At 67.6% G+C, this 13,182-nt stretch carries 11 protein-coding genes; 9 read left to right on the plus strand and 2 right to left on the minus strand.

Annotation, left to right across the window (positions count from 1 at the left end; all coding sequences use genetic code 11):
- Position 1 precedes the first annotated feature (1 nt).
- Positions 2 to 1,048 (minus strand): aldo/keto reductase, encoded by a 1,047-nt coding sequence (locus Q8T13_07680; protein MDP3717627.1) that lies wholly within the window; start codon positions 1,046 to 1,048, stop codon positions 2 to 4.
- Complete coding sequence (locus Q8T13_07685) at positions 1,045 to 1,389, minus strand: TIGR04076 family protein (protein MDP3717628.1); 345 nt, start codon at positions 1,387 to 1,389, stop codon at positions 1,045 to 1,047. The genes Q8T13_07680 and Q8T13_07685 overlap by 4 nt, the downstream gene beginning before the upstream one ends.
- Positions 1,390 to 1,408: 19 nt before the next feature.
- Here Q8T13_07685 and Q8T13_07690 point away from each other — a divergent pair, with 19 nt between their 5' ends.
- The 9 genes from Q8T13_07690 to Q8T13_07730 all read left to right on the plus strand — a co-directional run bounded on the left by Q8T13_07690 (position 1,409) and on the right by Q8T13_07730 (position 13,162).
- Complete coding sequence (locus Q8T13_07690; GenBank protein ID MDP3717629.1) at positions 1,409 to 2,830, plus strand: Na+/H+ antiporter NhaC family protein; 1,422 nt, start codon at positions 1,409 to 1,411, stop codon at positions 2,828 to 2,830.
- Positions 2,831 to 2,854: 24 nt separating this feature from the next.
- Entirely contained in the window at positions 2,855 to 5,269 is a 2,415-nt protein-coding gene (locus Q8T13_07695; GenBank protein ID MDP3717630.1) for an ABC transporter permease, read from the plus strand.
- A 35-nt stretch (positions 5,270 to 5,304) separates the two neighbouring features.
- Entirely contained in the window at positions 5,305 to 5,535 is a 231-nt protein-coding gene (locus tag Q8T13_07700; GenBank protein ID MDP3717631.1) for an AbrB/MazE/SpoVT family DNA-binding domain-containing protein, read from the plus strand.
- Positions 5,532 to 5,921 carry a type II toxin-antitoxin system death-on-curing family toxin gene (locus tag Q8T13_07705; GenBank protein MDP3717632.1) on the plus strand — a complete coding sequence of 130 codons (390 nt, stop codon included), beginning with the start codon at positions 5,532 to 5,534 and terminating at the stop codon, positions 5,919 to 5,921. The genes Q8T13_07700 and Q8T13_07705 overlap by 4 nt, the downstream gene beginning before the upstream one ends.
- 60 nt (positions 5,922 to 5,981) lie before the next feature.
- The gene (locus Q8T13_07710) at positions 5,982 to 7,667 is read left to right on the plus strand and encodes a DEAD/DEAH box helicase (GenBank protein ID MDP3717633.1); all 1,686 of its coding nucleotides are present in this window, start codon (positions 5,982 to 5,984) and stop codon (positions 7,665 to 7,667) included.
- 85 nt (positions 7,668 to 7,752) lie between these two features.
- Positions 7,753 to 9,129 (plus strand): thiol-disulfide isomerase, encoded by a 1,377-nt coding sequence (locus tag Q8T13_07715; protein MDP3717634.1) that lies wholly within the window; start codon positions 7,753 to 7,755, stop codon positions 9,127 to 9,129.
- Positions 9,130 to 9,224: 95 nt separating this feature from the next.
- On the plus strand, positions 9,225 to 9,587 hold the full coding sequence (locus Q8T13_07720) for a PadR family transcriptional regulator (GenBank protein MDP3717635.1): 363 nt from the start codon (positions 9,225 to 9,227) through the stop codon (positions 9,585 to 9,587).
- Positions 9,587 to 12,205 carry an ABC transporter permease gene (locus Q8T13_07725; protein ID MDP3717636.1) on the plus strand — a complete coding sequence of 873 codons (2,619 nt, stop codon included), beginning with the start codon at positions 9,587 to 9,589 and terminating at the stop codon, positions 12,203 to 12,205. Before Q8T13_07720 ends, Q8T13_07725 begins: the two co-directional genes overlap by 1 nt.
- Positions 12,206 to 12,316: 111 nt before the next feature.
- Positions 12,317 to 13,162 (plus strand): hypothetical protein, encoded by an 846-nt coding sequence (locus Q8T13_07730; protein MDP3717637.1) that lies wholly within the window; start codon positions 12,317 to 12,319, stop codon positions 13,160 to 13,162.
- The last annotated feature ends 20 nt before the right edge of the window (positions 13,163 to 13,182 follow it).

A 13,182-nucleotide genomic window follows, 5' to 3' on the forward strand; every position in this document is an offset into this window, starting at 1 on the left:
TTCACTCTACCGGACTGTGGGGTCCGGCGTTGAGGGTATAGCGCATGATCGAGCCGTGCGCGCCGCCCGGTGTCCGCTCCAGCTCGTAAACGTCGCCTGACGGGCCGGCCGAGCCGGCCTGCGCCGAGGCAATCGTCGCCAGGTCGGCCGGCGTGAGCGTCAGGGCCGCCACCGTCTGCAGGTCGGCCAGGTGCCGGCCATGGCGCGCCCCGACAATGACGCCGGCCACTTGCGGCCGATCGAGCACCCAGCGCAGCGCGACCGTGCCGATTGTGACCCCGTGGCGTGTGGCCACGTCGTGTAGTGCGCGCAGCAACCGCTGAAAGCCGTCCCACCCGCCAAACTCATCGATGATTAACCGGTACTTCACGAGCGATCGGTTATCGAGCGGCGCGGGTGGCGCCGGTCGATCGAGATAGCGGTCCGACAGGAAGCCGCCGGCCAGGCCGCCATAGCACAGCAGCTGAACACCCGCTTCCTCGCAGAGCGCGCTCATCGCCGTGGCAGGCCTTTGGTCCATCACTGAATACTGGACCTGGTTCGACACGAGGGACACGCCCGCGTCGATCAGCTCGCGGAGCCGGCGGCTGTCGAAGTTCGTCGCGCCCAGGTTCGCAATCTTGCCGGCACGGCGGCCGTCATCAAGCCATCGCGCCACGTCGACGTAGCGCGGCACGGCGTAGTCCCACCAGTGGAACTGGACCAGGTCCAGCTGCGCCACGCCCAGACGCGCCAGCGACCGATCGATAGCGGCCTCGACATCGCGGCGCGTGACGGTGGCCAGCGTGTTGAGATCGGGAACGTACTTGGTGTGGACCTGAATCGGCACGCCGCGCCGGCCGCGCCGAAAGGCGCCGATCAGTTCCTCGACGCCGGTGTAGATGTCGGCGCAGTCGAACGTGGTGATGCCGGCGTCCACGAAGCGCGCCATGTCGTCGAGCGCCGCCGCTCGATCGATCGTGCCATGGCCGCCGGCCAGCTGCCAGCCGCCTTTGAGGATGCGCGAGATGTCGTATCCCGGTGCGATCGCGATCCGCGGAATGCTCATGCTGGTGGCAGGGGTACGGCCGTCACGTCACGATGGCGGAAGGTCCGCTTGCCCAGGCGCGTGATCCGGAACCGCGCGCCGCAGTTGGGATCGGGGCACGCAATATCGGTGTCGGTGGTCATCCAGTCGTGGGCATGCGTCACCCGCTGCTTGGCGGGCAGCAGCGGCAGCAGCGCCGCCAGCGCGTAGATCGAGAACGCCTGCCCGGCCGGCAGCGTCAGGTTTTCGCCGCGCACCTCGAACCAATCGCCCGCGGCATGGCTGCAGACCATGGCCCGCTCGGTGGCGATGACTGCCACGCGCAAGTCATACAGCTCGAAGCTGTCGTCACGATCCGCCATGGCGGGTACTATAGCGCCGATGCCGGAAGTGGCAATTGACCGTCCGACTGAAGGCGGGCGCCCCAGTGTCGTGATGCGCGGCGGAATCGCCGGCGCCCTGGCGCCGTTCGCAGTATTCCTCGGCGGCGTGGGGTGGCTCGCGTTCATGGGCGCGCCCGACGAACGCGGCTTTTGGCCGATCCTGCTGGCGGCCATCGCCACCGGCATTGCCCTGGCCCGCGATCGGCACCGCTACTGCGACGCGCTGCTGGCCGGCATGGCCCAGCCGATCGTCATGCTGATGATCATGGCCTGGCTGCTCGCCGGCGTGCTCAGCACGTTGCTCGGCGCCGCCGGTTTTGTCGAGGCGCTGATCTGGCTGGCGCGCTCGGCGGGCGTAGGCGGCGGCGCCTACGTCGCCGCCGCGTTCGTGGTGTGCTGCCTCGTCGCCACCTCCACCGGCACGAGCTTCGGCACCATTATCATTGGCGGGCCGCTGCTCTATCCGGCCGGCGCGGCGACTGGTGCGGAGCCCGCGATGTTGATCGGCGCCATTCTTGGCGGCGCGACATTCGGCGACAGCATCTCGCCGATTTCCGATACCACGATCGCGTCGGCGGGAACGCAGCAGGCCGACATCGCCGGCACGGTGCGGGCGCGGTTGAAGTACGTGCTGCCGGCGGCCGCGGTCGCGCTGGCGGCGTACGCCGTGGCCGGCGGCGCTGTCGAAGCACCCACCGCCGGAGCGATCGCCGCGGCGGTTGGCCGGCCCGATGGCCTGCCCATGATCCTGGTCCCGATCCTGGTGATTGTGATGCTGTTACTGAAGCGGCACCTGGTCGAATCGCTGATCGCGGGTGCGGGAGTGGCGATCGTGCTCGGTCTCGCACTCGGCTTGCTGCGCGCTGATCAACTGCTGCGCTTCGAGGCCGGCAGCTTCACGGCCCGCAGCCTGATCATCGATGGTCTCGAGCGCGGCGTCGGGGTGTCGGTGTTCACCCTGCTGCTGGTCGCGCTGGTCTCGGGCTTCGAGGCCACCGGGGTGTTGAAACGTTTCGTCACGCGTGCCGGGCACGCGGCCAGCGCCATGCGCGCCGAAGCCGGGATCGTCGCGGCCGTGTCGGCGGCGGTGCTGTTGACGACGCACAGCGTGGTCGCGGTCCTGGCGGTCGGTCCGTTCGCGGCCGCCACGGGCGGGCGGGCCGGCATTGGGCCCTATCGCCGCGCCAACCTGCTCGATCTTACGGTCTGCACCTGGCCCTTCCTGCTGCCGTACTTCCTGCCGACGATTCTCTCCTCCAACGCCACGCAGTCGGGAGTCGCCTTGGGGATGCCCCGGATCTCGGCCTTTGACGCCGGCATGCACAACATCTACTCCTGGGCGCTGATCGTCGTCGTGATTCTGGCCGTAGCCACGGGGTTTGGCCGGTCTGAGGGGCCACGGGAGGCGAACACTAACTAACGGCCGGCCGTATATCCCAGAGGCATGCTGCTCCAAGACATCAAATACGCCATTCGCAGCCTCGTCGCCGACCGCGGCGTCACCGCCCTGGTCGTGCTGTGCCTGGCCCTGGGCATCGGCATCAACGCGACCCTCTTCAGCATGGTCGACGGCGTCCTGATCAAGTCGTTGCCGTATGCAGCGGCCGAGCGCCTGTTGATCTTGAACGAAACGTTCGAGCGTGGCGGGATCCGCGAGGCCGGTGTCTCGTACCAGGGCCTGCAGGACTGGAAGCGACAGACCACCACGTTGTCGGCCATTGTCGCCGTCAGCAGCCGCACCATCACGCTGGCCGATCGCGCGGAGCCTGAGCAATTCGACGGAGCGGCCATTAGTTGGGACCTGTTTCCCACGTTGGGCATCCCGCCAGCGCTCGGCCGCCACCTCACGCCGCAGGACGATCAGGTCGGCGCCGAACCCGTGGTCGTGATCAGCGACGATGTGTGGCGGCGGCGCTACAACGGCGACGCCTCGACTATTGGCCGGTCCGTTTCGGTCAACGGCCGGCCCCACACGATCGTCGGCGTGATGCCGCCCGGCTTCCGCTTTCCCGAAAATCAGCGAGTGTGGATCCCGCTGGGGCCGCTGGCCGCGGCGGACCCACGCAGCAGTCGCAGCCTCTGGATATTCGCCCGGATGAAACCCGGCGTCGATCTGGCGCGGGCCCGCGCGGATGTCGCCGCGATGGCGGCCACGGCGGCGGCGCAGTATCCAACGACCAACGAGGGGTGGAGCGCCATGGCAAGACCCATGGCCGAAGAGTTCATTCCCGACGACGTCCGGCTGGTGCTGCTGACCATGATGGGCGCCGTCACGCTGGTGCTGATGATTGCGTGCGCGAACGTGGCCAACCTGATGCTGGCCCGCGCATCGGGCAAACAGCGCGAGTTCTCGGTTCGGGCGGCGCTCGGTGCCGGACGTGCGCAACTGGTTCGGCAGTTGCTGACTGAGTGCGTGTTGCTCGGTCTTGCCGCCGCGCCCCTCGGCCTGGCGGTCGCCTACCTTGGCGTCTGGCTGCTTGACGGCGCGGTACCACGGGATGACATTCCGTACTACATCGATTGGTCGATCAGCCCCCGCGTCATTGCCTACACCGTGGTCGTTTCGGCGCTCACTGGACTCGTGTTCGGCCTGGCGCCGGCGCTGCAGGCGGGACGGCTGAACCTGACCGAGGCCCTGCGCGACGGCGCGCGCGGCTCGGGACAAAGCGGCCGCCGCGCCCGTGTTCGCAACGGCCTGGTGGTGGCTGAAGTCGCGCTCGCGCTGGTGCTGCTCGTGGGCGCATCCTTGTTCGTGCGCAGTTTCATCAACCTGCAGAGCGCCAGTGCCGGCTTCGACACCAGCCCGCTGCTGACCCTGCGCTTCTTCATGACGACCGAAGCGTATCCACGCCCGGAGCAACGCCATCAACGCGTCGAGGACGTGATCCGGCGCATTGAGAGCCTGCCCGGAGTCGAGGCGGCCTATGCCTCCAACTTCATCCCGCTGGACGGCGGTGGCGGCGGCGAGCGGGCGGTCGTGGTGGACGGCCGCGCCGTGCCGAGCGGCGAGGAGCCGCGCGTTCTCTATATTCCCGTTACCCAGGGATTCCAACGGACGCTGGGGCTCACACCGATCAAGGGTCGAGACTTCACCCCCGCCGAGGGCGTGAGCCGCACCGCGGTGGCGGTGATCAACGACACCATGGCCAGGAAGTTGTGGCCTGGCAGCGACCCCGTCGGAGCGCGATTCCGGTTGGCCGAGGCGACCGCCGACGATTGGTTCACCGTGATTGGCGTCGCGCCAGATGTCAGTCAGTACGACATGACGGACGACGCGCCCCTGCCGGTGGCGTTGGTGCCCTTGCCCTTCGCAGTGTTCCAGAACAGCGGAGTGGTGATTCGCACAACCGGAGACCCGTCGGCACTCGCGGCCGCCGCTCGCGGCGAGATTCGCGCCGCCGATTCGGGCCTCGCGATCTTCAGCGTCAGGACCATGGAGGACCTGCGCCAGTCGAGTTTCTGGCAATACCGGTTGTTCGGGTTCATGTTCGGGACCTTTGGCGCGGCGGCGCTGTTTCTCGCCGCCATCGGCGTCTATGGGGTGCTGTCGTTCTCCGTGTCGCAGCGGTCGCAGGAGATGGGCGTGCGCATTGCGCTCGGCGCGCAGCGCGCCGACGTGCTTCGCCTCGTCGTCCGGCAAGGCGTGACGCTGGCGCTCATCGGCGTCGCCGTGGGCGTCATCGGCGCCTTTGGCGCGACGCGCGTGATCGCCTCCATTCTCTATAACGTGACGCCGAGCGACCCGATCAGCTTCATTGGTGTGGCGCTGTTCCTGACGGCTATCGCCTTTATTGCCAGCTACTTACCGGCAAGGCGCGCGACGACGGTGGATCCGATCGTCGCGCTCCGGAATGAGTAGTTGGGGTGTTATAACATTTGTTGATACAATAGCGCATGGTCGTCGAGCTCAAGCTCCGCAAAATCGGCAACTCGGTTGGGGTGGTGCTTCCCAAGGAAGTGCTCAACCACCTGAAGGTTGGCGAAGGAGACACCATCTGCGTGACCGAAACGGTCGATGGCAGCCTGCGCGTAGGTCCGTCGAACGACGAGTTCAAGAAGCAGATGGAAGCAGCCGACAGTGTAATCAGTCGCTACCGTAACACTCTGCGCGAACTCGCCAAGTGACGGCGCCGTTCTGGCTGCTTCGGGATGCGGTGCTCGCCACCCACGAGCGGCTGCTGGCGGATTTCGGCGGCGCCACTGGCGTTCGTGACAGCGGCCTGCTCGACTCTGCTCTTGCCCGCCCGGAGAACCTGCTGGCCTACGGCCAGCCGACGAACTTCGAATTGGCTGCGGCGTACGCGTTCGGAGTCGTGAAGAACCATCCGTTCGTTGATGGCAACAAGCGGACGGGCTTCACGATCGCGATCATGTTCCTCGAACGGAACGGAGCGACGTTCAGCGCATCGGAAGTCGATGCGACCATTCAGACGCTGGCACTGGCCGCGGGTGAACTCGACGAATCAGGCTATGCCGATTGGCTCAAGACCAACTGCCAGGCCAACGAATAGGCAACCCTAAAGGGTTGCCTCCACAGTAGACCGCAACGAAAGACAGAGAACAAAACTCACATGAAGACCCCAACCGCCGGCGACACGTCCGGTTTCGCCTCGCTCGGACTCGCCGCGCCCCTCGTTGCTGCCGTATCGGCACTGGGCTACGAAGAACCCACGCCCATTCAGCGTGAAGCCATTCCGGTGCTGCTCGCCGGCCACGACATGCTCGGCCAGGCCGCGACCGGCACGGGCAAGACGGCGGCGTTCGCGCTGCCGCTGCTGAACAGGCTGGCGGAAGACACCAAGACCAATCGTGGCAAGGCCCGCGCGCTGGTGCTGGTGCCGACGCGCGAACTGGCCATGCAGGTGGCCGAGGCGCTGCACAAATACGCCAAGGGCTCGAACCTGAACGTGGTGCCGGTCTACGGCGGCGCGCCGATGGATCACCAGATCCGCGCGCTGCGCCGCGGCGCCGAAGTCGTGGTCGGCACGCCGGGGCGCGTGCTCGATCACCTGCGGCGACAGACGTTGAACCTGGCGACGATCGAGATGGTGGTGCTCGACGAAGCGGACGAGATGCTCGACATGGGCTTCTCGGAAGACATCGACGCGATCATCGCCGAGACGCCCGAGACGCGGCAGACGGCGCTGTTTGCCGCGACCTTTGCGCCGCGCATCCTGTCGATTGCCGGCAAGCACCTCAAGACGCCGAAGAAGGTGCAGATCGCGCAAGAGAAGCGCGCCGCCGGCAAGCTCCCCCAGGTCCGCCAGGTCGCCTACATCGTCGGCCGCGGCCAGAAGACCGGCGCGCTCAGCCGCATCCTCGACTTCGAGAGCCCCAAGTCGGCGATCATCTTCTGCCGCACGCGCCTCGAGGTGGATGAACTCACCGACACGCTGAACGCGCACGGCTACGGCGCGCAGGCGCTGCACGGCGGGATGATGCAGAAGCAGCGCGACCGCGTGATGCAGCTGTTCCGCAGCGAGAAGGCCGACATCCTGGTGGCGACCGACGTCGCCGCCCGCGGCCTCGACATCGATCACGTCTCGCACGTGATCAACTACGACCTGCCGACGGCGCCGGAAGTCTACGTGCACCGCATTGGCCGCACCGGCCGCATTGGCCGCGAGGGCGTGGCGATTACCCTGTGCGCCCCGCGCGAACAGCGATTCCTGCAGTACGTCGAGCGCCTCACCAAGCAGAAGGTGGAGATTGGGAAGCTGCCGACCGAGGCCGACCTGCGCAAGCGCCGGCTCGAGGCGGCCAAGGATGCGATCCGCGAGCGCATCACCGCGGGCGGACTCGACGACACCAAGGAGCTGGTCGAATCCCTCGCCCAGGAATTCGAGATGATCGACATTGCCGCCGCGGCGGTGGCCATGGCCAACGAGAGCGCCGACAAGACGGTGGTTGGCGACGTTCCGGTGGTGGATGAGCGTCAGTCACGCTCGTACGACTCGCCCGCGCGTGACTACGATCGTGCTCCGCGGCCGGCGTCACGGGCGCCGAGGGACGAAGGCCCCATGACCTTGCTGCGCATCAGCGTGGGCAAGGACGAAAGCATCCGGCCGGCGGATCTGGTTGGCGCCATTGCCGGCGAAGCGAAGATCCCGTCAGGCGTGATCGGCGCGATCAAGATTCACGACGACTACTCGCTGGTCGAGATCCCCGACGAGCACGCCGAACGCGTGATTACGGCCCTGAAACGCACGCAGATCCGCGGCCACCGGGTCACGGTTCAGTCGAAGCCCGCTCGTTGAGTGCGGAGCGCTTGCCGGTTGCTAACAGCGGCGGGCGCTCGTATTCTTTGGCTCAGCCGTACCGGAGCGGCCAAGGAGTCTCAGCATGGCGATGACGCACTGGGTGGTGGTGGCGGTGGTACTGCTTGGCTCGTGGGGGGCTTCGCCGGCGTCGGCGCAGACCGCGCCGGGCGCGGCGGTTCCCACCTTCAACAAGGACGTCGCCCCGATCTTGTTCGCGAACTGCGTGACCTGCCATCGGCCCGGCGAGATCGCGCCAATGTCGCTCGTGACCTTCAAGGACACCCGGCCGTGGGCGCGCGCGATCGCCGCCAGGGTGGCCGACGGCACCATGCCGCCATGGCACGCCGACCCGGCGTACGGCGCGTTCGTCAACGAGCGCCGCCTGAGCGACGCCCAGAAGTCGATAGTCGACCGCTGGGCAAAGGGCGGCGCGCCTGAAGGCAACGCGGCCGACCTGCCGCCGGCGCCGCGGTATCCCAATGGCTGGAGCATTGGCGAGCCCGACGCGGTGCTGTCGATGCAGGAGGACTACCCCATCCCGGCCACCGGGGTCGTTGACTATCAGTACCTCGTGGTGCCGGCCAACTTCGCCGAGGACCGGTGGATTCAGGCGTGGGAACTGCGGCCCGGGAATCCCAAGGTAGTGCATCACGTGATCGTCTATACGATGGCGCCGCCGGCGGCAGCTCCGGCAGGTGGTGCGGCACGGACAGCAGCGGCACGGCCGACGCCCATCTTCACCTTCGATGGCAATACCCAGATTCCCGCCGGGCAGACCGGCGGACCGCCGCTGCCTCCCGATCAACGCAAGGCGGCGGGTCCGAACGATCGGCCGCGTCCCGGTCCGCTCAGCCCCTCGATTGGCGGCTATGTGCCCGGCAATTCAGTGCGGCGCTTCCCCGAGGGCACCGCCATGCTGCTGCCGGCGGGGCATTCGCTGGTCTTCCAGATGCACTACACCACCATCGGCCAGGCGACCACCGATCGGTCGCGCTTCGGCATCAAATTCGCCGCCGCGCCTCCTCGAGTCGCGCTCAGGTCAACGCCCCTCATCAATGGCAGCCTGCACATCCCGCCGGGAGCCGCCAATCATCGCGTTGACGCCAGCATGACCATCAACAGCGACATCCTGCTCTTCAGCATGGTGCCCCACACCCACGTCAGGGGTATTCGCTGGCGCTACGAGGTGGTCTACCCGGGTGGCCGGCGCGAAACCATTCTGTCGGTCCCCAACTACGACTTCGACTGGCAGCACGAGTACGTGTTCCGCGAGCCGCTCCGCCTGCCGGCCGGCACGAAGCTCGAAGCCTCGGCATGGTACGACAACTCGCCGGCCAATAAGTCGAATCCCGATCCGACCAAGGACGTCCGCTGGGGCGACCAGACGTTCGAGGAGATGATGTTTACCAGCCTCACCTTCAGCATCGTCACCGCGCCCGCGCCAACGCCGCAGCGCTAGCCGGGCGGGCCCGGCCGACGGGGCCCGCAAACCTTTTGCCGGCGCCTTCCGTCTATGTCCATGGAAGGTATATCCACCATGGATATAGTTACGGAATGAGCCCGTCTGGACCCCGTCCCGAATCCCTGCTGCCGCTCCCGCCGGCAGTGTTCCACATCCTCATGGCCGTGGCCGACGAAGACCGCCACGGCTACGCCATCATCCAGGAAGTGCTGGCGCGCACGGCGGGCGAGGTCCGGCTGAGCCCGGGGACGCTGTACCGATCGATCCAGCGCATGCTCGATGACGACCTGATCGTGGAGACGCACGAGCGGCCGGCGCCGGAAATGGACGACGAGCGTCGTCGCTATTACGCCATTACCAGGTTTGGCCAGGCGGTCGCGCAGGCCGAGGCCTCGCGGCTCACCGACCTCATCAAGCTGGCCCGCGCCAGCGGTTTCATGCCGGGGAAGGCGTGATGCGGTTCTATCGCGCGCTGTTGCGGCTCTACCCGCGGTCGTTTCGGGCCGAGTATGGCGGCGAGATGAGCGCGGTGTTCGCCCGCGAGTGGCAGGCCACCCGCGGCTTTGGGCGGATCGTCTTCCTGTTGCGCGCACTCGGCGACGCGCTCCTCAACGCCGCCCGCGTGCATGGCGATATTACGCAGCAAGACCTGCAGTACGCCGTCCGGTCGCTCCGCCGCACCCCGGGCTTCACCATCACCGCCATCGTCGTCGCGGCCCTGGGCATTGGCGCGACCACGGCGACCTTCTCAGTCGCCGACCATGTGCTGCTGCGGCCGCTGCCGTTCCCAAACTCGGAACGGCTTGTCAAGCTGTGGCAAACGCAGCTGACGCGCGGCAACTCACGGCTCGAGCCGTCGCCGCCGAACTTCCTGGATTGGCAGCGCCTGGCCTCGTCGTTCGAGGGGGTCGAGGCCTACACCGGGACCGCCGCCACGCTGCTCGGCGGCAGTGAACCCGAGCGAATTGCCGGACAGCGCGTGACCGGCGGCGCCTTTACGCTGCTCGGCCGCACGGCGACCCTGGGCCGCACCTTGCTCGAGTCGGACATCGCGTCGGACCAGAATCCCATTGTGATCAGCGATCGGCTCTGGCGGTCGCGCTTCGGCGCCGACCCCAACGTGCTCGGGCAGACCTTGGCGCTCGACGACGCCACCTCCGTGATCGTCGGCGTGATGCCGCCCGACTTCATCTTTCCCGATCGTGAGAGCGACTTCTGGCGGCCGTTCCGGTTCAACCCTCAGACCGGCGACGACGATCGCAACAACCACTACCTGGGCGTGATCGCCAGGCTGAAGCCGGACGTCACCTTCGAGCAGGCGGGTTCGGAGATGCAGGTCATCGCCGAGCAACTCAGGCAGCAGCACCCGAAGGAGCTGGCCGACACCAGCGCCGGCGCGTTCCGCTGGCGCGACGAGGTCAGGGCCCAATCGCGCATGCTGCTAACGGCCCTGGTCGCGGCATCGCTGTGCGTGCTGCTGATCGCGTGCACCAACCTCGCCAACCTCCTGATGTCCCGCGCCTTGTCCCGACGCACTGAGTTCGCGGTGCGGGCGGCGGTTGGCGCAAGCGTGGATCGGCTCGTCCGCCAGATGCTCACCGACAGCCTGCTGCTGGCCGGCGCCGGCGGTGCGCTCGGCGTCCTGCTGGCCGTGGTGTCGGCCCCGCTCGTCGTGCGCCTGGTGCCCTCGATGCTGCCGATTGCGGAGGTCCCGCCGCTCGACCTGCGGATGCTGTGTGGCGCGGCGGTGTTAACGCTGCTTACCGGCATCGCATTCGGCGTGCTGCCGGCGCTCAAGGTTTGCCGCCGGGCGGACGGGTCGGCGTTGAAGCAAGGCGCGCGCGGCGGCACCGGACGGGGCACCGAACGCCTGCGTTCGTCGCTGGTTGTTGCCGAGATCGTCGCGGCGGTGGTGCTGCTCGTGTCGGCGGGCTTGATGATCCAGGCGCTGTTGCGCGTGCAGGCCATCGATCCCGGTTTCAACGCGACCAACGTGCTGACGTTGCGCACGGCGCTCCCCACCCCCAAGTACGAATTGACGACGACGCGCCAGCAGTTCTATCAACGCGTGCTCGACGAGGTCCACGCGCTGCCGGGCGTCACGCGGGCCGCGTACATCAGCTTTCTGCCCATGACGATGCGCGGCGGAATCTGGCCGATCCTGACGACGGCCGAGGACCCCGAGAGTCCCGGCGGCTTCGTGGCGCCCGATCCGCGCGACCAGCGAAGCGCCAGCGTGCGCTTTGTGACACCCGGGTTCTTTGACGCCATGGGCACACCCCTGCTGCAGGGACGCGACGTGTCCTCCAGTGACACGCTCAACACCCAGCGGGTCGCCGTCGTGAGCCAATCGTTCGCGCGCGAGCACTTCCCCAACCAGGATCCCGTCGGCCGCCAGTTCGCGGTCGCCTTCGCGGCGCGCACCATTGTCGGCGTGGTCGGCGACATCCGGGTGCGCGGCCTCGAGCGCGAAAGCGAACCGCAGGTTTACATGCCGGCCGCGCAGCAGTTCGACGGCCAGCTCACCTTTTATGTGCCCAAGGACCTGGTGATTCGCTCGACCGTAACGTCGACAACGTTGATCCCGTCCGTGCGGGCGATCATCAACCGCGCCGACAGTCAGCAGCCGGTCACCGACATCAGGACGCTGGAGGCAGTGATGACGCTCGAGACGGCGCCGCGGGTGGTCCAACTGCGCGTGCTCGGCGCGTTCGCGGCCGCCGCCGTCCTGTTGGCAGCCATCGGGATTCACGGGCTGCTCGCCTTCACGGTGTCGGCACGCGCGCGTGAGATCGGCGTGCGCATCGCGCTCGGCGCAACCGCGCGCGACATCCTGAAGATGGTCGCCGGCAGAAGTGCCTTGCTGGCGGGCATGGGCGTCGCGATTGGCGTCACTGTGGCCTATGCCGCCGCCCGGTCGATGCAGTCGCTGCTGGCGGGCGTCGAACCGGCAAACGCCACGGTCTTCGCGGCCGCCGCCGGCCTGGCGCTGCTGATGGCAGTGGCCGGCAGCATCCTGCCGGCCTGGCGCGCCGTTCGGGTGGATCCGCTGACGGCGACACGGGCGGATTAGCCTTTCCTAACACGAAGGTCACGAAGACCACGAAGACCGACCTGTTGTTCGTGTAAAGAAGAGTGCTCCGTGTCCTTCGTGATCTTCGTGTTTGCCCTTATTCTTGGCGACATGAATCGCAGACCCGTCATTGGCGCCCTCTTCGCGGCGATCGCCGTCGGCACCACGCTCGCCGGACAAGCCGTGACCACGCAGGTCGGCATCACCGAAGGGCGCGCCCGGGAGGCCGTGTTCGACTCGTTCATGGCCGGCGCGGTGTCGGTTGCCGGCAAGGCCGAAGTGTTCACGGCCGCGACGCCACAGGCCAAAGTCGCCATGGTAAATGCCGCCACGACGCTGGCGCGCGCGTTTGTCGAGAGCGATGAGTTCAGGCGCCGCTACGCCGACCATCGCGAGGCCAATGGCCCGGACCCATTGCCCGCCGAGCTGACCGCCGACCAGGTGCTGGCCAAGCAACGCGCCGGCTTCGAGCAGCAGGTCGAGGCCCTGCGCAAGCAGTTTGGCAGCGACGCCATCACCCCGGAACAGAAGGCGACGCTCGAGGAAGGCTTTGAGACCATGCGCGCGCAGTTTACGGCGATGGAGACGGGGCCGCGGAAGGCCGAACTCGAGAGTGTCCTGAAGACCCAGCGAACCGAGCAGGTCAGCGCGCACGCGGCCGCGACGAAGGCGTTCGACGCCGCCTATCCGGCCGACCCGCGGGCGCTGGTCGCCCTGCGGCTCCGCGCGTTTCTCGACGGGACGCGCGACATCGACTACACGGCCCGGCTGGTCGAGCAGGGCAAAGTGCGCAAGTTCGCGGACGCGGCCCTCGAGGCCAAACCCGCCGAATGGAAGATGTGCTTTCGCGCGGGCAAGCCGGCCACCGACGCGGCCCGCGAATTCGCCAGCAAATGGCTCACCGACCTCACGACGCAAGGCGCCGTCCCCGAGGCTGTGGCGGCCCAAGGGCTGTGAATTTGGGTTGAACCCCTGGC

It is taken from the genome of Acidobacteriota bacterium, assembly GCA_030697165.1.
Taxonomy (GTDB): Bacteria; Acidobacteriota; Vicinamibacteria; order Vicinamibacterales; family UBA2999; genus 12-FULL-67-14b.